Genomic DNA, 20,426 nt, shown 5'->3' on the forward strand with positions numbered 1-20,426 from the left:
CGAATCTTCAGGGCAGTTCGCTACTCGAAAGAGAGTAGGACAAAGCGAAAGCTTTGAACGTTGCGAAGCAACGGCCCGAAGGGTGAATCACACAGTGATTCATAAACTGCCAGGCATCAAATTAGCAAGTCAAACCGGGGTATAAAACCGGTTGTTGTAAAGAAATTCGGTGGAGCGGTAGTTCAGTCGGTTAGAATACCTGCCTGTCACGCAGGGGGTCGCGGGTTCGAGTCCCGTCCGTTCCGCCACTTATTAGAAAATTAAGCCTGCTTTATTGCGGGCTTAATAATAAGCGTCATTTAGGGGCGTAGCTCAGTTGGTAGAGCACCGGTCTCCAAAACCGGGTGTCGCGAGTTCGAGTCTCTCCGCCCCTGCCATATAATGATCCTTTGCTTCGGCAAAGGATTTTTTTTGTCTAAAATTCAGCGGATTTTCATCCGCCACTTCACATAGAAAACACTCAAACTCCTTATTCGAGCACAGTAACCTTCAAGATCTCTCGAATTTGTGCCTGCTTATCACTGTTCTGAAGCCAAATAGCATATAACGGTCGTGAAAGCGTCGCGCTGTCAGCAACGGTATGTAACTCACCTTTCTCTTTTGCCCAAATCATTGGTAACCAAGAGCAGCCTTCAAGCGGCATGAGTTGTTGCCGTGCCAGTTCCGCAGAACTGGTTGTCAGCAGCGGAATGTCATCTGGTGCAATAAGTCCTGCCTCATGCTGTTGGAAGTCCGGCCCCCATTCCAGTCGCAGATAGTTCAGATTTGCTTTGACCTGCGAAGGGCTAGAACAATAGAGCGCTAGCGTGAAATGTCCCAGCAACTGGCTGCTGAACTCGTCCATTTTAGGGGCTTCAGTGGTAATCAGCAGATCCAACTGACGCTCATGAAGCTGCTTAACCAACGATTGCCTCTGAGCGATACGGGCCTCAAATTGCGACGTGTTGTGCGTCGGATAGAGTCGCCCCAGCCAGCTATTCAGCATGCATTCCCACAGCGAGGCGCTGGCACCAATAGAGAACTCATTATGGCGTGACGTATTGGCCACTTCCTTACGTGCCAATTGCCAGGTACTCATCAGCGTTTCTGCATAGGGAAGAAGCTTCTCGCCAGCCGCTGTCAGGCGGATATTGTTGCGATGGCGGGTGAAAAGGTTCACACCCAGCTGGTTCTCAAGCTGACGAATACGAAAGCTGACGGCTGATTGCGTCAGGTATAGCGCTTCTGCCGCACGCCCGAAGTGGCGTGTTCGGCTCACTTCAAGGAAAGTTTTTAGCAATTCCGTATCCACAACCTTCTCCGCAAAATAATTTGTCGTGTTGATTTAAATGTTTTGTTTGACGCTCTGTCAAGCGTAACTAATACTCCGCGCCATAAATAGCTCAGCCAAAGAATCAGGAGCGTGTAGGATGGCGGAAAGCTTTACGACGACTAATCGTTTTTTTGACAATAAAAATTATCCGCGTGGGTTCTCTCGTCATGGTGACTTCACCATTAAAGAAGCCCAACTGCTGGAGCGCCACGGTTATGCGTTTAATGAGCTGGAACTGGGTCACCGTGAGCCTGTGACGGAAGACGAAAAGCAGTTTGTCGCGGTATGCCGTGGCGAACGCGAACCGGCAACCGAGATTGAACGCGTGTGGATCAAATACATGGCGCGAATCAAACGGCCAAAACGTTTTCACACGCTGTCTGGTGGTAAGCCACAGACAGAAGGTGCAGAAGACTACACCGAAAGCGACGATTAATGAGAAAGGGGCGAAAGCCCCTTTCTTACGCCATCATTTTCTGTAAATGAATCAGTAACCTTTCTATTGCCCGATACCCCAGCGCTTCCTGCAAATGTACCCGCGTTATCTTTTCCGCTCCGGCAAGATCGGCCAGCGTTCGTGAAACCTTAATCAATCGCTGCCAGGCCCGAATCGATAACCCCAAATGGGCGAATGCCTGCTCCAGCCATACCGCATCTTCTTCCTGTATTTCACACCAGGTTTTAATCTCATTGTTCTCCAGAAGGGCGTTGAGCTTTCCCTGGCGGGACAACTGTATTTGCTGTGCGGCAATGACACGTGTCTTCACGATCATGCTGCTTTCACCTTTTTCAGGCCGTTGGCTAAGAAGACCTGGAGGTGGAAGCGGGATCTCTAGCGAGAGATCAAAGCGGTCGAGAAAAGGCCCCGACAGGCGCGCCAGGTAACGCAGGATTTGCTCCGGAGAGCTGCGGTTATGGTTGCCCTGATAGTGTCCCGTCGGGCTGGGATTCATGGCGGCAATGAGTTGAAAACGTGCCGGATAGGTGATTTTTGCCCGGGTCCGCGAGATATGAATTTTCCCTGACTCAATGGGTTCACGCAGGGCATCCAGCACCCGGCGTTCGAATTCAGGGAGTTCATCGAGAAACAGAATGCCATTGTGCGCTAACGAAATTTCCCCTGGGGCGGGGATCGTGCCGCCACCGACCATCGCCGTAATTGATGCACTGTGATGAGGCGAGCGGAATGGACGCTTACGCCATTGTTGGTGAAGATGCCCCGCACTGCTCAGGCTGAGGATTGCCGCACTCTCCAGGGCTTCCTGGCTACTCAGAGAGGGCAGAATGCCCGGTAACCGACTGGCCAGCATCGTTTTGCCGGTACCCGGTGGTCCCACGAGCAGCAAGTTATGCCCGCCTGCGGCGGCGATTTCGAGCGCGCGCTTCCCCTGCTGTTGGCCTATAACGTCGCTGATGTCGACCTCTGTGGCCGTGGGTATGTCTTCCAGCATTTCAGGATGTGGCAATGGGATGCGTCCCTCAAGAAAAGCACAAACTTCCTGCAAATGGCTGGCAATGAAACAGTCTGTTCCGCCAATCAGACCGACCTCAGGGGCATTTTCTGCCGCCACAATAATTTGTCGGCCTGCACTGATGGCTTCCATCGCACCGGAAATGGCACCGGTAACTCCACGTAGCGCGCCCGTAAGCGCGAGTTCGCCGATAAGCTCATATTGGTTAAGTCTGGTGGTATTGAGCTGCTCAGACGCCGCCAGAAGCGCAATTGCGATAGGCAAATCGTATCGTCCGCCCTCCTTGGGCAAATCGGCCGGCGCCAGGTTGATGGTGATCTTCTTTGCAGGAAATTCATACCCGCTGTTGATCATCGCGCTCCTGACCCGATCGCGAGCCTCTTTCACCGCTGTTTCCGGTAAACCCACCATAGTTAAGCCTGGTAATCCGTTACTGATATGCACTTCCACGGTGATGAGAGGGGCGTTAACCCCCAATGCGGCCCGTGTATAAATAATCGACAATGACATAGTGCCTCCGTGAAAAGTCAGTATGTCGCGTTACGTAAGCGCGGCAATGATCAAAGTTGTTTTTTCCGGGCATGTATCAGGTGATTTCCGCGATATTTCATTACCATTGCATTCATTTGGAAGCACGTTCGAGAAAAATCTCACTCACCGAGTGGTCTTCATGTGATGAAGAATTTTCATCTCAGTTATTTCTTATAAAAAACAATACTTTTTACCAATATCGTTAGCGCGATCAGAAAACGCATCATAAAAAAATCTTGTGTTGTTCTTCGTGTCTGTGGTAACTCTTTAGGTATTCCTTCGAACAAGAAGCCAGAAAGTACAGAAAATGACAGCCCTTCTACGAGTGATTAGCCTGGTCGTGATTAGCGTGGTGGTGATTATTATCCCACCGTGCGGGGCTGCACTTGGAAGAGGAAAGGTTTAGAAAACAAGCCTTAACGAACTAAGACCCCCGCACCGAAAGGTCCGGGGGTTTTTTTATGACTGCGAAAAATCAATGAGGAACAGAGTATGACCATCAGCATAAAACTCTGTTTCTTGCGAAAAGCGACGGGGAAGTAACTATGAATGGGGCTCAGTGGGTGGTACATGCGTTGCGAGCGCAGGGAGTCGAAACCGTTTTCGGCTATCCGGGCGGCGCCATAATGCCTATCTATGATGCGTTGTACGACGGTGGCGTGGAACATCTGCTGTGTCGCCATGAGCAGGGCGCGGCAATGGCGGCGATTGGCTATGCACGTGCGACGGGTAAAACTGGCGTATGTATGGCAACTTCCGGTCCCGGCGCCACCAACCTCATCACCGGCCTTGCTGATGCGCTGCTGGATTCTGTCCCGGTCGTGGCCATCACCGGGCAGGTCGGTTCCTCGTTTATCGGCACCGACGCTTTTCAGGAAGTGGACGTTCTCGGTTTATCACTGGCCTGTACCAAACACAGTTTTCTGGTGCAGTCGCTGGAAGAGCTGCCACGCGTCATGGCCGAAGCCTTCCTGGTGGCAAACTCAGGCCGTCCTGGCCCGGTTCTGGTGGATATCCCGAAAGACATTCAGGTCGCCAGCGCCGCACTTGAACCGCATTTTTCCACCGTTGAAGATGAAACGGCTTTTCCCTTCGAAGACGTTGAAATGGCTCGCCAGATGATAGCCCAGGCCAGCCAGCCGATACTGTACGTCGGCGGTGGTGTCGGGATGGCGCAGGCAGTTCCTGCGCTGCGCGAGTTTATCGCGGTCACCCAAATACCGGTCACCTGCACGCTGAAGGGGCTGGGAGCTGTAGATGCTGACTATCCATATTACCTGGCGATGCTGGGCATGCACGGCACGAAAGCGGCCAACCTGGCAGTGCAGCAGTGTGATTTACTGATTGCCGTCGGCGCGCGCTTCGATGACCGCGTGACCGGCAAACTGAATACTTTTGCCCCGAATGCGAAAGTCATTCATATGGATATCGACCCGGCGGAACTGAACAAACTGCGTCAGGTTCACGTGGGTCTTCAGGCGGATTTGAATGCGCTGTTACCTGCGCTGCAACAGCCGTTGAATATCGATGCCTGGCGTAAATACACTGCGGAATTACGTGCTGACAACGCCTGGCGCTACGACCATCCGGGTGAGGCCATTTACGCGCCATTACTGCTCAAACAGCTGTCCGATCGCAAACCGGCCAATAGCGTGGTGACCACCGATGTCGGCCAGCATCAGATGTGGTCGGCACAGCACATGACTTACACCCGTCCGGAAAACTTCATCACCTCCAGCGGATTAGGCACGATGGGCTTTGGCCTGCCTGCGGCTGTGGGCGCTCAGGTTGCGCGACCGGACGATACCGTTATCTGCATTTCCGGTGATGGTTCGTTCATGATGAACGTGCAGGAACTCGGCACCGTGAAGCGTAAGCAGCTGCCGGTGAAGATTGTTATCCTCGATAACCAGCGCCTGGGGATGGTTCGTCAATGGCAGCAGCTCTTTTTCCAGGAGCGCTACAGCGAAACCACTCTCACCGATAATCCGGATTTCCTCGTACTGGCCAGCGCCTTTGGCATTCCTGGCCAGCACATTACCCGTAAAGACCAGGTTGAAGCGGCTCTCGACACCATGCTCAACAGCACCGGGCCATACCTGCTTCATGTCTCAATCGACGAACTCGAAAACGTCTGGCCGCTGGTACCGCCGGGTGCCAGTAATGCAGAAATGCTGGAGAAATTATCATGATGCATCATCAGGTTGCCGTTCAGGCCCGCTTCAATCCGGAAACGTTAGAGCGCGTTTTACGTGTGGTACGCCATCGTGGCTTTCAAATTTGTGCCATGAATATGGAAACAGCCACTGACGCTCAGAGCATAAATATTGAATTGATCGTTGCCAGCCTTCGTCCAGTCGAATTACTGTTTAGTCAGTTAAGCAAACTGGTAGACGTCGCCCGCGTCGAGATCCAGCAACGAACAACATCATCACAACAAATCCGCGCCTGAGCGCAAAAGGAAGAACAATGACGACGAAAAAAGCTGATTACATCTGGTTTAACGGTGAGATGGTTCCATGGGGTGAAGCGAAGGTGCACGTGATGTCCCACGCCCTGCACTACGGGACGTCTGTCTTCGAAGGCATCCGTTGCTACGATTCTCACAAAGGCCCGGTGGTGTTTCGTCATCGTGAACACATGCAGCGTCTGCATGATTCAGCCAAAATTTATCGTTTCCCGGTTTCTCAGAGCGTCGATGAACTGATGGAAGCCTGCCGGAATGTTATTCGTAAAAACAACCTGACCAGCGCCTACATTCGTCCGCTGGTATTCGTTGGCGATGTCGGTATGGGCGTGAACCCGCCAGACGGTTACAACACTGACGTTATCATTGCCGCCTTCCCTTGGGGTGCATACCTCGGCGCAGAAGCGCTGGATCAAGGGATCGACGCAATGGTGTCTTCCTGGAATCGTGTGGCACCGAACACCATCCCAACCGCAGCAAAAGCGGGCGGGAACTATCTTTCCTCATTGCTGGTCGGCAGCGAAGCGCGCCGTCACGGCTACCAGGAAGGGATCGCGCTGGATGTGAACGGCTATATCTCTGAAGGCGCAGGCGAGAACCTGTTCGAAGTGAAAGATGGCATTCTGTTTACGCCGCCGTTTACCTCTTCCGCGCTGCCGGGTATTACCCGTGATGCCATCATCAAACTGGCGAAAGACCTCAATATCGAAGTTCGCGAGCAGGTGCTATCCCGCGAATCGCTGTATCTGGCTGACGAAGTGTTCATGTCCGGTACTGCAGCAGAAATCACACCGGTTCGCAGCGTCGACCGAATTCAGGTGGGCGAAGGCCGTTGTGGCCCGGTAACCAAACGTATTCAGCAAGCATTCTTTGGCCTCTTTACCGGTGAAACCGAAGATAAATGGGGCTGGTTGGATCAAGTTAATCCGAAATAAAACAATGGGACGGCACGCACCGTCCCATTTAACAGATAGACGGGAGTAAACAGAGCATGCCTAAGTATCGTTCCGCCACTACCACCCACGGCCGTAATATGGCAGGTGCCCGCGCGCTGTGGCGCGCCACCGGGATGACAGATGCCGATTTCGGCAAACCCATTATTGCCGTTGTGAACTCGTTTACCCAGTTCGTGCCAGGCCACGTCCATTTGCGCGACCTCGGTAAACTGGTTGCTGAGCAAATCGAAGCCTCCGGCGGCGTAGCAAAAGAATTCAACACCATCGCCGTCGATGACGGTATCGCCATGGGTCACGGGGGCATGCTGTATTCACTGCCGTCGCGCGAGCTGATCGCCGATTCCGTGGAATACATGGTGAATGCCCACTGCGCTGATGCGATGGTGTGTATCTCCAACTGCGACAAAATCACCCCGGGGATGCTGATGGCATCTCTGCGCCTTAACATTCCAGTTATCTTTGTTTCCGGTGGCCCGATGGAAGCCGGTAAAACCAAGCTTTCCGATCAGATTATCAAGCTGGACCTGGTTGATGCGATGATTCAGGGCGCGGACCCTAAAGTGTCCGACGAGCAGAGCGAACAGATTGAGCGCTCCGCGTGCCCGACCTGTGGTTCCTGTTCCGGCATGTTCACCGCCAACTCGATGAACTGCCTGACCGAAGCGCTGGGCCTGTCGCAGCCGGGCAACGGCTCGCTGCTGGCAACGCACGCCGACCGTAAAGACCTGTTCCTCAACGCCGGCACGCGCATCGTTGAGCTGACCAAGCGTTATTATGAGCAGGACGACGCGTCCGCGCTGCCGCGTAACATCGCCAGCAAAGCCGCGTTTGAGAACGCTATGACGCTCGATATTGCCATGGGCGGTTCCACCAATACCGTTCTGCACCTGCTGGCCGCCGCGCAGGAAGCGGAAATCGACTTCACCATGAGTGATATCGACAAGCTGTCCCGCAACGTGCCGCAATTGTGTAAAGTCGCGCCAAGTACCCAGAAATATCACATGGAAGACGTTCACCGTGCCGGTGGCGTCCTCGGTATTCTCGGCGAGCTGGACCGCGCCGGGCTGCTGAACCGCGACGTGAAAAACGTACTGGGGCTGTCACTGCCGCAGACGCTGGATCAGTACGATGTGATGCTGACTAAAGACGACGCGGTTAAAACCATGTTCCGTGCGGGTCCGGCAGGTATTCGTACCACTCAGGCCTTCTCGCAGAACTGCCGCTGGGACACGCTGGATGACGATCGTGCCGAAGGCTGTATCCGTTCACTGGAAAACGCCTACAGTCAGGACGGTGGTTTGGCTGTGCTGTACGGTAATTTCGCGGAAAACGGCTGCATCGTGAAAACCGCAGGCGTGGACGACAGCAATCTGAAATTCACCGGCCCGGCGAAAGTATACGAAAGCCAGGATGACGCGGTAGAAGCGATTCTCGGCGGCAAAGTGGTTGCCGGCGACGTGGTGGTTATCCGCTACGAAGGGCCAAAAGGCGGGCCGGGTATGCAGGAAATGCTTTACCCAACCACCTTCCTGAAATCAATGGGCCTCGGCAAAGCTTGTGCGCTGGTCACCGACGGACGTTTTTCCGGCGGGACGTCGGGTCTGTCTATCGGCCACGTCTCACCGGAAGCGGCAAGCGGCGGCAACATCGCGCTGATTGAAGACGGCGACATGATTGCTATCGACATTCCGGGCCGTGGCATTCAGCTGCAGCTGAGCGATCAGGAATTGGCAGCGCGGCGTGAAGCGCAGGACGCACGTGGCGATCAGGCCTGGACTCCGCGTAATCGCGAACGTCAGGTTTCCTTCGCGCTGCGTGCCTACGCCAGCCTGGCGACCAGTGCAGACAAAGGTGCAGTGCGCGATAAATCCAAACTTGGGGGCTGATCATGGCCGAATCCCAACCGCTATCCACCGCCCCTGAGGGGGCGGAATATCTCAGAGCGGTGCTGCGTGCGCCGGTCTATGAAGCCGTGCAAGTCACGCCGTTGCAGAAGATGGAGAAAATCTCCGCCCGTCTCGACAACGTGGTGCTGGTGAAACGCGAAGACCGTCAGCCGGTTCACAGCTTCAAGCTTCGCGGCGCGTACGCGATGATGGCGAGCCTGACCGAAGAGCAAAAAGCGTGTGGCGTGATTACGGCTTCTGCGGGAAATCACGCCCAGGGCGTAGCGTTCTCATCGGCCCGTCTGGGCATTAAAGCGCTGATTGTGATGCCGGTGGCGACCGCGGATATCAAAGTTGATGCGGTGCGTGGTTTTGGTGGTGAAGTGCTGCTGCATGGCGCGAATTTCGATGAGGCCAAGGCCAAAGCTATCGAACTGGCGCAGCAGCAGGGCTTTACCTGGGTGCCACCGTTCGATCACCCGATGGTGATTGCCGGACAGGGTACGCTGGCGCTGGAGCTGATTCAACAGGATGCCCATCTCGACAGAGTATTTGTGCCGGTCGGCGGTGGTGGTCTGGCGGCTGGTGTCGCGGTGCTTATCAAACAGCTGATGCCGCAAATCAAAGTGATCGCGGTGGAAGCGGAAGACTCAGCCTGTCTGAAGGCGGCGCTGGACGCCGGGCATCCGGTTGATTTACCGCGCGTCGGGCTGTTTGCCGAAGGCGTCGCAGTGAAGCGTATTGGCGATGAAACCTTCCGGCTGTGTCAGGAGTATCTCGACGATATCGTCACCGTCGACAGCGACGCAATTTGTGCGGCAATGAAAGATCTGTTCGAAGATGTGCGCGCGGTGGCGGAACCGTCTGGTGCGCTGGCATTGGCGGGGATGAAAAAGTATATCGCGCAGCACAACATTCGCGGCGAACGCCTGGCGCACGTGCTGTCCGGGGCGAACGTTAACTTCCACGGATTGCGCTATGTCTCTGAGCGCTGCGAGCTGGGCGAACAGCGTGAAGCGTTGCTGGCGGTGACTATCCCGGAAGAGAAGGGCAGCTTCCTCAAGTTTTGCCAGCTGCTCGGTGGACGTTCGGTAACGGAATTCAACTACCGGTTTGCCGATGCTAAAGACGCGTGTATTTTCGTCGGCGTGCGGTTAAGCCGTGGCCTGGAGGAACGCAAAGAGATCCTCGGTCTGTTGAATGACGGGGGTTACAGCGTGGTGGATTTGTCCGACGATGAAATGGCGAAGCTGCACGTTCGCTATATGGTCGGCGGCCGTCCTTCGAAGCCGTTACAGGAACGTCTGTACAGCTTCGAATTCCCGGAATCTCCCGGCGCATTGCTGAAGTTTCTCTACACCCTCGGCACCCACTGGAATATTTCATTGTTCCACTATCGCAGCCACGGTACTGACTACGGTCGCGTATTAGCCGGTTTTGAACTGGGCGAACACGAGCCGGATTTCGAAACCCGGCTCAGCGAGCTGGGCTACGAGTGTCACGATGAAACCAATAACCCGGCGTTCCGCTTTTTCCTCGCGGGTTAGTGGTTCGGCAGAATCGTCCAGAAGGCGTCAATAAGCGGCTCATGTAGCCGCTTTTTTTGTACGCACACACCGAGCTCAAACGGGGTTTTTTCGTCGCTGCGCTCGAGGATCATCACGCGGTTGCGCACCGGTTCAGGGCTGTTTTCCAGCACGATTTCCGGGATAAGTGCCACGCCGCAGCCGAGCGCCACCATCGACACCATCGCTTCATGACCTCCAACGGTGGCGTAAATCGACGGATTGCTGATTTTATGGCGACGGAACCACAGCTCAATGCGGCGGCGTACGGGGCCTTGATCGGCCATGATAAACGGCACCGTTGACCAGTCGGGTTTCTCCTGCGCCACCTGCGTGCGAACCGGGCAGGCGAGCGCCGGGGCAATCAGCACCACCGCTAAATTCTCCAGCATCGAAAACGCCACTGCGCCAGGGAGCGTTTCCGGTTTCCCGGCAATGGCTAAATCGGCCTCGCCGGTCACCACTTTTTCCATCGCATCGGCGGCATCACCGGTGGTGAGTTTGATTTCCACGGAAGGATGCTCCGCGCGGAAGCGGTCCAGAATTGGCGGTAAATGGCTGTAGGCGGCGGTTACCGAGCAAAACAGATGCAGTTCGCCGGAGAGCGACGGCCCTTTCTGGTCGATGGTGTGACGCAGCTGCTGATACTGCAATAGCGTTTGTTGAGCGAAGGTGCGCAACTCTTCACCGGCTTCGGTGAGGGTCACGGTACGGTTATCGCGCACAAACAGCGCCTGCCCAAGATCTTCTTCCAGCCGCTGAATTTGTCGCGAAAGCGTGGAAGGACTGACGTGCATCGCCCGCGCGCTGCGGCCAAAGTGGCGACTTTCCGCCAGATGCAGGAAGGTTTTCAGATCGCGTAAATCCACAGAAGACACCCCACGATTTTATATTGCAGAAATTGCAATGTGATGTTGTGAATATATCAATTTCCGCAATAAATTTCCTGTTGTAATGTGGTTCCAATCTCGCAAAACGCGAACCGAACAATAAGACAGACCAACATCACGAGGTATCACCATGGCTAACTACTTTAATACACTGAATCTGCGCCAGCAGCTGGCACAGCTGGGTAAATGCCGCTTCATGGCGCGTGACGAATTCGCCGATGGCGCGAGCTACCTTCAGGGTAAAAAAGTGGTCATCGTCGGCTGTGGCGCACAGGGTCTGAACCAGGGCCTGAACATGCGTGACTCAGGTCTGGATATCTCTTACGCGCTGCGTAAAGAAGCGATTGCTGAAAAGCGTGCATCATGGCGTAAAGCGACAGAAAACGGCTTTAAAGTAGGCACTTACGAAGAGCTGGTTCCACAGGCAGACCTGGTTGTTAACCTGACGCCAGACAAGCAGCACTCAGACGTTGTACGTTCCGTGCAGCCGCTGATGAAAGATGGCGCAGCGCTGGGTTACTCCCATGGCTTTAACATCGTGGAAGTGGGTGAGCAGATCCGTAAAGACATCACTGTGGTCATGGTGGCGCCGAAGTGTCCTGGTACCGAAGTGCGTGAAGAGTACAAACGTGGTTTCGGTGTACCAACGCTGATCGCCGTTCACCCGGAAAACGATCCTAAAGGCGAAGGCATGGCGATTGCTAAAGCCTGGGCAGCTGCAACCGGTGGTCATCGTGCTGGTGTGCTCGAGTCTTCCTTCGTTGCAGAAGTGAAATCTGACCTGATGGGCGAGCAGACTATCCTGTGCGGTATGCTGCAGGCTGGTTCTCTGTTGTGCTTCGACAAGCTGGTGGCCGAGGGTACTGACCCGGCTTACGCAGAAAAACTGATTCAATTCGGCTGGGAAACCACCACTGAAGCGCTGAAGCAGGGCGGCATCACCCTGATGATGGACCGTCTGTCTAACCCGGCGAAAATCCGTGCATTCGCGCTGGCCGAGCAGCTGAAAGAAATCATGGCCCCGCTTTTCCAGAAACACATGGACGATATCATCTCCGGCGAATTCTCCTCCGGCATGATGGCTGACTGGGCAAACGACGATAAGAAACTGCTGACCTGGCGTGAAGAGACCGGTAAAACCGCGTTCGAAACTGCGCCGCAGTTTGACGGTAAAATCGGTGAGCAGGAATACTTCGATAAAGGCGTAGTGATGATTGCAATGGTGAAAGCGGGCGTTGAGCTGGCTTTCGAAACCATGGTTGATTCCGGCATCATTGAAGAGTCTGCTTACTACGAATCACTGCACGAACTGCCGCTGATTGCGAACACCATCGCCCGTAAGCGTCTGTATGAAATGAACGTGGTTATCTCCGATACCGCTGAGTACGGCAACTACCTGTTCTCTTACGCGTGTGTTCCGCTGCTGAAAGAGTTCATGACCACGCTGCAAACCGGTGACCTGGGTAAAGCGATTGCTGAAGGCGCGGTAGATAACGCTCAGCTGCGTGACGTGAACGAAGCGATTCGCAGCCACGAGATTGAAACCGTTGGCAAGAAACTGCGCGGTTATATGAAGGATATGAAGCGTATTGCTGTAGCAAGCTAATACCCCGTCGCCTTTCGATTCGCAGCTGCGTTAGCTACGTTCATACACCCCAGTCACATAGTTATCTATGCTCCTGGGGCTGTACTCACTTGCCGCCTTGCTGCAAGTCGAAATTCTTAGGGGTATCTCTTCAGGCCCGGCCCGCGTTAGCGCCGCCGGGCTTTTTATTAGTTACGGTACAGTACTTTGATGATGTGGTAACCGAACTGGGTGTGCAGCGGGCCAGTAGGCTCCAGTACTGGGCAAGAGAAGACCACTTTATCAAACGCCGGAACCATCTGGCCCTGTTTGAATTCACCTAAATGACCGCCTTTTCTGCCTGACGGACAGGTGGAGTGCTTCTTCGCCAGCTTCTCAAAATCGCCGCCGTTTTTGATCTGCTCTAAAAGATCCAGAGCCAGTTTCTCTTCCTTTACAAGGATATGCATTGCTGCTGCTGTTTTTGCCATGATCGTGCCTTGAGTGGTATGGTTCAGGCTCGCTATACTACCACGCTCTATACCCGTCGTCCTTCAAGTTGCAGGTATGTTGGCTGCTCTCGTTCACCCGAATCACTTACTTGAGTAAGCTCATCGGGATTCTCTCGTTTGCCGCCTTCCTGCAATCTGAATGAACTTGGGTATGTTTCGGCCCTCCCGTTTTTCATTGAGTGACCTTATGCGTTTAAACCCCGGACAACAACAAGCCGTCGAATTCGTCACCGGACCCTGCCTGGTGCTGGCGGGAGCGGGATCGGGCAAGACGCGCGTGATCACCAATAAAATTGCGCACCTGATCCATCAGTGTGGCTATCAGGCGAAGCATATCGCCGCCGTGACCTTTACCAACAAAGCCGCGCGCGAAATGAAAGAACGTGTCGCCCAGACGATAGAGCGTAAAGAGGCACGCGGCCTGATGATCTCCACGTTCCATACCCTGGGGCTGGAAATCATTAAACGCGAGTTTGCCGCACTGGGGATGAAATCCAACTTTTCCCTGTTCGACGATACCGATCAGGTTGGGCTGCTGAAAGAGCTGACGGAAGGGCTGATTGACGACGATAAAGTGGTACTTCAGCAGCTGATCTCGACGATCTCCAACTGGAAAAACGATCTGATGACGCCGCAACAAGCCGCGGCGCAGGCCAATGGCGAGCGCGATCGAATTTTTGCTCACTGCTACGGGCTATACGATGCGCACATGAAAGCTTGCAACGTACTGGATTTCGACGATCTGATCCTGCTGCCGACGCTGCTGCTGCAACGCAATGAAGAAGTGCGCGAGCGCTGGCAGAACAAGATTCGTTACTTGTTGGTGGATGAATATCAGGATACCAACACCAGCCAGTACGAGTTAGTGAAACTGCTGGTGGGCAGCCGGGCGCGGTTTACGGTGGTGGGCGATGACGATCAGTCGATTTACTCCTGGCGTGGTGCGCGTCCGCAAAACCTGGTGCTCTTGAGCCAGGACTTCCCGAAACTCCAGGTGATTAAGCTCGAGCAGAATTACCGTTCTTCTGAACGTATTCTGAAAGCGGCCAACATCCTGATTGCTAATAACCCGCACGTTTTTGAAAAGAAACTGTTTTCTGAATTGGGCTACGGTACAGAACTCAAAGTACTGAGCGCGAATCACGAAGAACACGAAGCTGAACGCGTCGCCGGCGAACTGATCGCTCATCACTTCATCAATAAAACGGCCTATAAGGATTATGCGATCCTCTATCGCGGTAACCATCAGTCGCGGGTGTTTGAAAAGCTTCTGATGCAAAACCGTATTCCGTACCGTATTTCTGGCGGAACGTCGTTTTTCTCGCGTCCTGAAATCAAGGACCTGCTCGCTTATCTGCGCGTGCTGACCAACCCGGATGACGACAGCGCTTTTCTGCGGATTGTGAATACGCCGAAGCGCGAAATTGGCCCGGCAACGTTACAGAAGCTGGGTGAATGGGCAACCACCCGCAGTAAAAGCATGTTTGCCGCCAGTTTTGATATGGGTCTGACACATACGCTGACCGGGCGCGGTTATGAATCTCTGACCCGTTTCACTCACTGGCTGGGCGACGTTCAGCGTCTGGCGGAGCGTGAACCTATCGCGGCGGTACGCGATCTCATTCACGGCATCGATTACGAGTCCTGGCTGTTTGAAACTTCGCCGAGCCCGAAAGCGGCTGAAATGCGCATGAAAAACGTCAACACCCTGTTTGGCTGGATGACGGAAATGCTCGAAGGTTCTGATCTGGAAGAACCGATGACGCTGACGCAGGTCGTTACCCGTTTCACCCTGCGTGACATGATGGAACGTGGCGAAAGCGACGAAGATCTCGATCAGGTCCAGCTGATGACGCTGCATGCGTCAAAAGGTCTGGAGTTCCCGTATGTGTATCTGGTCGGTATGGAAGAAGGGCTGTTGCCGCATCAGAGCAGTATCGACGAAGATAATGTCGATGAAGAGCGTCGTCTGGCGTATGTGGGGATTACCCGCGCGCAAAAAGAGCTGACCTTTACGCTGTGCAAAGAGCGCCGTCAGTATGGCGAGCTGGTGCGTCCGGAGCCGAGCCGTTTTCTGCTGGAGTTACCGCAGGACGATATCATCTGGGAGCAGGAGCGTAAGGTGGTGTCGCCGGAAGAGCGGATGCACAAAGGGCAGGCGAATGTGGCCAACATCAAAGCGATGCTGGCCAAAGCGAAGGCAAAGTAATTAGTCGACGATCAACGGCCAGTGGACATAGCTCTGCCACTGACTTTCCTGCAACACCAGTTCCGCACCGAGCGGATGGTTCGCCAGCCAGCCTGACGGCAGCGTCAGGGTCAATGTTTCCCCTTCCACGCTAAGCGCAATATCTGGCAGCAGGTCGTCCCGGCGGCGACCTGCAAACAGGATAGCCAGACGCAGCAAACGGCAAAGCCTATCGGCTACGCGCGGCGGAACGGCATTTTGCTGATGCAGCGAGGGCAGATCGACGGGATTGGTCTGATTGAGCACTAGCGTTGCCAGCAGCTTTTTCTGCGCAGGCGTAAAGCCCGGGAGATCAAGATTGCGCACCAGATAGGCAGCATGCTGCGGGGCCTGTTTGAAATCGACACTCAGGCCAATTTCGTGCAGATGGCAGGCGCTAAGCAGTAAATCACGGCTTAACGGTTCAATTTCCCAGCTTTTTTCACACTGATCGACGAAATGAGAGGCTAATTGCGCCACGCGCTGGGCCTGTTCGGTATCGACCATAAAACGCCGCTGAATATTGCGCAGCGTACGGCTGCGAATGTCCTGATCGACGGCCAGGTGCAGCATGCCGTAAACCAGTCCTTCGCGCAGAGCGCCACCCGCGAGGGTCATGCACTGGATATCAAGCTCACTGAAAATGGCCAGTAAAATCGCCAGTCCGCTTGGGAACACCAACGCCCGTTCAAGCGTCAGCCCTTCAATCTCGAGTTCTTCCAGACGCCCACACTGAATGGCGCGCTGTTTGAGCTGTTGCAGCTTGGCGAGCGTAATGCGCTCATCCATGCCCTGCGCCATCATGATTTCCTGCAACGCCTGAACGGTACCGGATGCGCCTACGCAAATTTTCCAGCCGTGCTGACGAAGTTCGTCGGCGACTGGACGTAGCACATCACGTGCGGCCTGCTCGGCGGCATCAAAATGGGCGTGTTCGAGATTTCGGTCAGTAAAGAAGCGTTCGAGCCAAGTGACGCAGCCCATCGACAGGCTGAAAAGAGAGGTGGTTTGGGCACCGGTTCCGGTTACCAGTTCAGTACTGGCACCGCCGATATCCACCACCAGACGGCGATCGTCGCCACCGGTGGTGTGCGCCACGCCCTGATAAATCAGGCGTGCTTCTTCTTCACCGCTGATTACCTGCACCGGACAGCCGAGGATTTCCTGCGCTTTGGCAAGGAAGGCATCGGCATTAACGGCCAGGCGCAACGTGGCAGTTGCCACGACGCGGATTTGTGCGTGAGGGATATCTTGCAAACGTTCGGCAAACAAACGTAGACATTGCCAGCCCCGTTCCATGGCTTCCGGCGACAGCGTGTTATCGCTGTTCAATCCGGCGGCCAGCCTGACTTTACGCTTAATGCGCGTCAGGGTCTGAATGCTCCCCGCCACTTCGCGCACAACCAGCATATGAAAACTATTGGAACCGAGATCGATTGCTGCGTATAGCGAAGAGGCGTTCATACACTTCATCCTTCAACCTGTCTCTGCGTTGGATTCGTACGCTTGGCGCCGTGATACAGGTTGGAGGATTTTGTGTATGGCATAAGCCTGCTTAACCTGAACGACGACGGTTGCGCGGTGCGCCGCCGCCAGAACGGCGTGGGCCGTTACCTGGACGCGTGCGCGTCAGGCGCAATGCCTTCGGCAAATCACTCATCAGCGCATCCGGATTGTACTTGCTCTGCGGAATCGAGTGACCGATATAGGTTTCGATAGCCGGCAGGTTCAGCGCGTACTCTTCACAAGCGAGGCTGATGGAGTGACCGCTGAGGCCAGCACGACCGGTACGGCCGATACGGTGAACGTAATCTTCGCAATCATCCGGCAGATCGTAGTTAAATACGTGCGTCACGGCAGGAATATGCAGGCCTCGGGCAGCAACGTCAGTCGCGACCAGAATATCGAGATCACCACGGGTAAATTCATCCAGAATACGCAGGCGCTTTTTCTGTGCCACGTCGCCGGTCAGCAGGCCAACGCGGTGACCATCGGCAGCCAGATGGCCCCAGACGTCTTCGCAGCGGTGCTTGGTGTTAGCAAAAATAATGGCGCGATCTGGCCACTCTTCTTCCAGCAGCGTTTGCAGCAGGCGCATTTTCTCGTCGTTAGACGGGTAGAAGAGCTCTTCTTTAATGCGGTGCCCGGTTTTCTGCTCCGGTTCCACTTCCACATACTCGGCGTTATTCATTTGCTCGAACGCCAGTTCACGTACGCGGTAAGAAAGGGTCGCGGAGAACAGCATGTTCAGGCGCTGGTTAGCCTGCGGCATGCGGCGGAACAGCCAGCGGATATCTTTAATAAAGCCCAGATCGTACATACGATCCGCTTCATCCAGCACGACAACCTGAATCGCAGCCAGGTTGATGTAGTTCTGTTTCGCGTAATCAATGAGACGACCCGTGGTGCCGATCAGAATGTCGACGCCGCTTTCCAGCACTTTCAGCTGTTTGTCGTAACCGTCGCCGCCGTAAGCGAGACCCAGCTTCAGGCCGGTGGCCGCTGCCAACGGTTCTGCATCAGCATGGATTTGAACAGCCAGTTCACGCGTTGGAGCCATAATCAGCGCACGCGGTTGGTTAACCTGGCGGTTCTCAGCAGCAGGGTGAGAGAGAAGATAATGAAACGTTGACGTCAGAAACGCCATCGTTTTGCCGGTTCCGGTTTGCGCCTGTCCTGCAACATCACGTCCTGCCAGCGTCAGCGGGAGTGCGAGTGCCTGAATAGGGGTGCAATGATGAAACCCTTTCTTTTCAAGGGCTTCTATCACCTGAGGGTGCAGGGCGAAGTCGGAAAACTTCTGTTCTGTTAAATGTGTTTTGCTCATAGTGTGGTAGAATATCAGCTTACTATTGCATTAAGAAAGCGTATCCGGTGAAATAACGTCAACCTTTTAGTTGGCTAAAGCAACATCAACATGACGTTGCTAGTTGATTAATGCTACACCAACACACCAGGCTTATTCCTGTGGAGTCATATATGAGCGATAAAATTATTCACCTGACTGACGATAGTTTTGACACGGACGTACTCAAAGCTGACGGGGTTACCCTCGTTGATTTCTGGGCAGAGTGGTGTGGTCCGTGCAAAATGATTGCCCCGATTCTGGATGAAATCGCTGAAGAGTTCGAAGGTAAGCTGACCGTTGCAAAACTGAACATCGACCAGAACCCGGGCACTGCGCCGAAATACGGCATTCGCGGTATCCCGACTCTGCTGCTGTTCAAAAACGGTGAAGTCGCCGCGACCAAAGTGGGCGCGTTGTCTAAAGGCCAGCTGAAAGAATTCCTCGAAGCAAACCTCGCCTGATCCAGCACTGGGTTGATGTGGCGTCCGCTGTTCCGAAAATGTCGGGACCGCTGGACGCCCGCCCTGAGTCGTGCTAAGTTAACGTTGACTTCGTTTTAAACATACCTTATGTAGTTTGAATCTGATTTAGCCAATACTTCCCGTACCACATCTTTATACGCGTGAAGTTGATAGATTTCAGGCAGATCACTCTTTCCGTCTCGTCGTTTCAGTTCTGCGTCCTTTCCTTTGACCAGGCAGCGTACAGGCATGAGTTGATGGCCGTAAACAGGCATGGATGACCCTGCCATACCATTCACAATACGTTCGAGATTTACCCCTCACACCACTATGAATCTTACCGAATTAAAGAATACGCCGGTTTCTGAGCTGATTACTCTCGGCGAAAATATGGGGCTGGAAAACCAAGCCCGTATGCGCAAACAGGACATCATATTTGCCATCCTGAAGCAGCACGCGAAGAGTGGCGAAGATATCTTTGGCGACGGTGTGCTGGAGATTCTGCAGGATGGATTTGGTTTCCTCCGTTCCGCAGACAGCTCCTACCTCGCCGGTCCCGATGACATCTACGTTTCCCCCAGCCAAATCCGCCGTTTCAACCTCCGTACAGGTGACACCATTTCCGGTAAGATTCGTCCTCCTAAAGAGGGTGAGCGTTACTTTGCATTGTTGAAAGTTAACGAAGTTAACTACGACAAGCCGGAAAATGCGCGTAACAAAATTCTGTTCGAGAACTTAACGCCGCTGCATGCGAATTCTCGTCTGCGTATGGAACGTGGGAATGGCTCAACTGAAGACTTAACCGCTCGCGTACTGGATCTGGCATCGCCGATCGGTCGTGGCCAGCGTGGTCTGATTGTCGCACCGCCGAAAGCCGGTAAAACTATGCTGCTGCAGAACATCGCGCAAAGCATCGCGTACAATCACCCAGACTGCGTGTTGATGGTTCTGCTTATCGACGAACGTCCGGAAGAAGTGACCGAGATGCAGCGTCTGGTTAAAGGTGAAGTTGTTGCTTCTACCTTTGATGAGCCAGCCTCTCGTCACGTTCAGGTTGCTGAGATGGTTATTGAGAAGGCTAAGCGCCTGGTCGAGCACAAGAAAGACGTTATCATTCTGCTCGATTCAATCACTCGTCTGGCTCGTGCCTACAACACCGTCGTACCGGCTTCCGGTAAAGTCCTGACCGGTGGTGTGGATGCGAACGCACTGCACCGTCCGAAACGCTTCTTCGGTGCTGCGCGTAACGTGGAAGAGGGTGGTAGTCTGACTATCATCGCTACCGCGCTGGTTGATACCGGTTCTAAAATGGATGAAGTTATCTACGAAGAATTTAAAGGTACCGGCAACATGGAACTGCATCTGGCGCGTAAAATCGCTGAGAAACGTGTGTTCCCTGCTATCGACTACAACCGTTCTGGTACGCGTAAAGAAGAGCTGCTCACCACTCAGGAAGAGCTGCAGAAAATGTGGATCCTGCGCAAAATCATCCATCCAATGGGTGAAATCGACGCGATGGAGTTCCTCATTAATAAGCTGGCGATGACCAAAACAAACGACGATTTCTTCGATATGATGAAGCGTTCGTAAGTTTCGCAAGACTTAAAAACGCCACGCAACCGCGTGGCGTTTTTGTTTTAGTGCATACTCATTGAGTTAGCGGAATGGTCAAATTTGCGAGTTTTTAATTGAGGCCGCAATATTTTGCGCAAAATACCAACAAATCCCTTAAAAC

General features: G+C 54.0%; 17 protein-coding genes and 2 tRNA genes. 13 read left to right on the top strand and 6 right to left on the bottom strand.

Annotated features, from left to right (window positions below; translation table 11 throughout):
• Positions 1–171 precede the first annotated feature (171 nt).
• Positions 172–248 (top strand) — tRNA-Asp (locus MUU47_RS01065).
• A gap of 53 nt (positions 249–301) precedes the next feature.
• Positions 302–377: transfer RNA gene (locus MUU47_RS01070), tRNA-Trp, on the top strand.
• A 92-nt stretch (positions 378–469) separates the two neighbouring features.
• Here MUU47_RS01070 and hdfR read toward each other — a convergent pair.
• Entirely contained in the window at positions 470–1,324 is an 855-nt protein-coding gene (hdfR, locus tag MUU47_RS01075) for an HTH-type transcriptional regulator HdfR (RefSeq protein ID WP_374684734.1), read from the bottom strand.
• Between the two features lie 85 nt (positions 1,325–1,409).
• Between hdfR and MUU47_RS01080 the strand changes: the two genes are divergently transcribed.
• The gene (locus MUU47_RS01080; protein ID WP_258986257.1) at positions 1,410–1,748 is read left to right on the top strand and encodes a MaoP family protein; all 339 of its coding nucleotides are present in this window, start codon (positions 1,410–1,412) and stop codon (positions 1,746–1,748) included.
• 25 nt (positions 1,749–1,773) lie between these two features.
• Here MUU47_RS01080 and MUU47_RS01085 read toward each other — a convergent pair whose 3' ends face one another.
• On the bottom strand, positions 1,774–3,294 hold the full coding sequence (locus MUU47_RS01085) for a YifB family Mg chelatase-like AAA ATPase (RefSeq protein WP_258986258.1): 1,521 nt from the start codon (positions 3,292–3,294) through the stop codon (positions 1,774–1,776).
• A gap of 328 nt (positions 3,295–3,622) precedes the next feature.
• Between MUU47_RS01085 and ilvL the strand changes: the two genes are divergently transcribed.
• The 6 genes from ilvL to ilvA all read left to right on the top strand — a co-directional run bounded on the left by ilvL (position 3,623) and on the right by ilvA (position 10,171).
• Complete coding sequence (ilvL, locus tag MUU47_RS01090; protein WP_001639354.1) at positions 3,623–3,721, top strand: ilv operon leader peptide; 99 nt, start codon at positions 3,623–3,625, stop codon at positions 3,719–3,721.
• A 139-nt stretch (positions 3,722–3,860) separates the two neighbouring features.
• Positions 3,861–5,507 (top strand): acetolactate synthase 2 catalytic subunit, encoded by a 1,647-nt coding sequence (ilvG, locus tag MUU47_RS01095; protein WP_258986259.1) that lies wholly within the window; start codon positions 3,861–3,863, stop codon positions 5,505–5,507.
• Positions 5,504–5,767, top strand: a complete 264-nt coding sequence (ilvM, locus tag MUU47_RS01100; RefSeq protein WP_258986260.1) for an acetolactate synthase 2 small subunit — start codon at positions 5,504–5,506, stop codon at positions 5,765–5,767. Before ilvG ends, ilvM begins: the two co-directional genes overlap by 4 nt.
• A 17-nt stretch (positions 5,768–5,784) precedes the next feature.
• Positions 5,785–6,717, top strand: coding sequence for a branched-chain amino acid transaminase (locus MUU47_RS01105; RefSeq protein ID WP_258986261.1), 933 nt, complete (start codon positions 5,785–5,787; stop codon positions 6,715–6,717).
• A 56-nt stretch (positions 6,718–6,773) separates the two neighbouring features.
• Positions 6,774–8,624 (top strand): dihydroxy-acid dehydratase, encoded by a 1,851-nt coding sequence (gene ilvD, locus MUU47_RS01110; protein WP_258986262.1) that lies wholly within the window; start codon positions 6,774–6,776, stop codon positions 8,622–8,624.
• Between the two features lie 2 nt (positions 8,625–8,626).
• Positions 8,627–10,171, top strand: coding sequence for a threonine ammonia-lyase, biosynthetic (gene ilvA, locus MUU47_RS01115; RefSeq protein ID WP_258964547.1), 1,545 nt, complete (start codon positions 8,627–8,629; stop codon positions 10,169–10,171).
• Here ilvA and ilvY read toward each other — a convergent pair.
• Positions 10,168–11,058, bottom strand: a complete 891-nt coding sequence (ilvY, locus tag MUU47_RS01120) for an HTH-type transcriptional activator IlvY (RefSeq protein ID WP_125355603.1) — start codon at positions 11,056–11,058, stop codon at positions 10,168–10,170. The genes ilvA and ilvY overlap by 4 nt on opposite strands.
• 151 nt (positions 11,059–11,209) lie before the next feature.
• On the opposite strand from ilvY, the gene ilvC reads away from it, so the two are divergent.
• Complete coding sequence (gene ilvC, locus MUU47_RS01125; protein WP_258986263.1) at positions 11,210–12,685, top strand: ketol-acid reductoisomerase; 1,476 nt, start codon at positions 11,210–11,212, stop codon at positions 12,683–12,685.
• Between the two features lie 167 nt (positions 12,686–12,852).
• Here ilvC and ppiC read toward each other — a convergent pair whose 3' ends face one another.
• Positions 12,853–13,134 (bottom strand): peptidylprolyl isomerase PpiC, encoded by a 282-nt coding sequence (gene ppiC, locus MUU47_RS01130; protein WP_159761646.1) that lies wholly within the window; start codon positions 13,132–13,134, stop codon positions 12,853–12,855.
• 208 nt (positions 13,135–13,342) lie between these two features.
• Here ppiC and rep point away from each other — a divergent pair, with 208 nt between their 5' ends.
• A complete protein-coding gene (rep, locus tag MUU47_RS01135; protein ID WP_258986264.1) occupies positions 13,343–15,364 on the top strand; it encodes a DNA helicase Rep in 2,022 nt (673 codons plus the stop codon).
• Here the strand turns inward: rep and gppA are convergent, their stop codons facing one another.
• The gene (gppA, locus tag MUU47_RS01140) at positions 15,365–16,846 is read right to left on the bottom strand and encodes a guanosine-5'-triphosphate,3'-diphosphate diphosphatase (protein WP_258986265.1); all 1,482 of its coding nucleotides are present in this window, start codon (positions 16,844–16,846) and stop codon (positions 15,365–15,367) included.
• Positions 16,847–16,937: 91 nt separating this feature from the next.
• Entirely contained in the window at positions 16,938–18,209 is a 1,272-nt protein-coding gene (rhlB, locus tag MUU47_RS01145) for an ATP-dependent RNA helicase RhlB (RefSeq protein ID WP_258986266.1), read from the bottom strand.
• Positions 18,210–18,361: 152 nt separating this feature from the next.
• On the opposite strand from rhlB, the gene trxA reads away from it, so the two are divergent.
• Positions 18,362–18,691 carry a thioredoxin TrxA gene (gene trxA / locus MUU47_RS01150; RefSeq protein ID WP_097164566.1) on the top strand — a complete coding sequence of 110 codons (330 nt, stop codon included), beginning with the start codon at positions 18,362–18,364 and terminating at the stop codon, positions 18,689–18,691.
• Positions 18,692–19,021: 330 nt separating this feature from the next.
• Positions 19,022–20,281: a transcription termination factor Rho gene (gene rho, locus MUU47_RS01155; RefSeq protein ID WP_049839510.1), complete on the top strand. Its 1,260-nt coding sequence runs from the start codon at positions 19,022–19,024 to the stop codon at positions 20,279–20,281.
• Positions 20,282–20,426: the final 145 nt, after the last annotated feature.

The organism is Scandinavium hiltneri, assembly GCF_024764835.1.
GTDB classification, from domain to species: Bacteria; Pseudomonadota; Gammaproteobacteria; order Enterobacterales; family Enterobacteriaceae; genus Scandinavium; species Scandinavium hiltneri.

What these genes read in the sequence shown, in the direction of transcription:
- ilvC (WP_258986263.1), top strand. Translation starts at nt 11,210, where the DNA reads ATGGCTAACTACTTTAATACACTGAATCTGCGCCAGCAGCTGGCACAG.
- MUU47_RS01080 (WP_258986257.1), top strand. Translation starts at nt 1,410, where the DNA reads ATGGCGGAAAGCTTTACGACGACTAATCGTTTTTTTGACAATAAAAAT.
- ppiC (WP_159761646.1), bottom strand. Translation starts at nt 13,134, where the DNA reads ATGGCAAAAACAGCAGCAGCAATGCATATCCTTGTAAAGGAAGAGAAA.
- ilvL (WP_001639354.1), top strand. Translation starts at nt 3,623, where the DNA reads ATGACAGCCCTTCTACGAGTGATTAGCCTGGTCGTGATTAGCGTGGTG.
- trxA (WP_097164566.1), top strand. Translation starts at nt 18,362, where the DNA reads ATGAGCGATAAAATTATTCACCTGACTGACGATAGTTTTGACACGGAC.
- rep (WP_258986264.1), top strand. Translation starts at nt 13,343, where the DNA reads ATGCGTTTAAACCCCGGACAACAACAAGCCGTCGAATTCGTCACCGGA.
- ilvG (WP_258986259.1), top strand. Translation starts at nt 3,861, where the DNA reads ATGAATGGGGCTCAGTGGGTGGTACATGCGTTGCGAGCGCAGGGAGTC.
- rho (WP_049839510.1), top strand. Translation starts at nt 19,022, where the DNA reads ATGAATCTTACCGAATTAAAGAATACGCCGGTTTCTGAGCTGATTACT.
- gppA (WP_258986265.1), bottom strand. Translation starts at nt 16,846, where the DNA reads ATGAACGCCTCTTCGCTATACGCAGCAATCGATCTCGGTTCCAATAGT.
- ilvA (WP_258964547.1), top strand. Translation starts at nt 8,627, where the DNA reads ATGGCCGAATCCCAACCGCTATCCACCGCCCCTGAGGGGGCGGAATAT.
- ilvD (WP_258986262.1), top strand. Translation starts at nt 6,774, where the DNA reads ATGCCTAAGTATCGTTCCGCCACTACCACCCACGGCCGTAATATGGCA.
- MUU47_RS01105 (WP_258986261.1), top strand. Translation starts at nt 5,785, where the DNA reads ATGACGACGAAAAAAGCTGATTACATCTGGTTTAACGGTGAGATGGTT.
- ilvM (WP_258986260.1), top strand. Translation starts at nt 5,504, where the DNA reads ATGATGCATCATCAGGTTGCCGTTCAGGCCCGCTTCAATCCGGAAACG.
- MUU47_RS01085 (WP_258986258.1), bottom strand. Translation starts at nt 3,294, where the DNA reads ATGTCATTGTCGATTATTTATACACGGGCCGCATTGGGGGTTAACGCC.
- rhlB (WP_258986266.1), bottom strand. Translation starts at nt 18,209, where the DNA reads ATGAGCAAAACACATTTAACAGAACAGAAGTTTTCCGACTTCGCCCTG.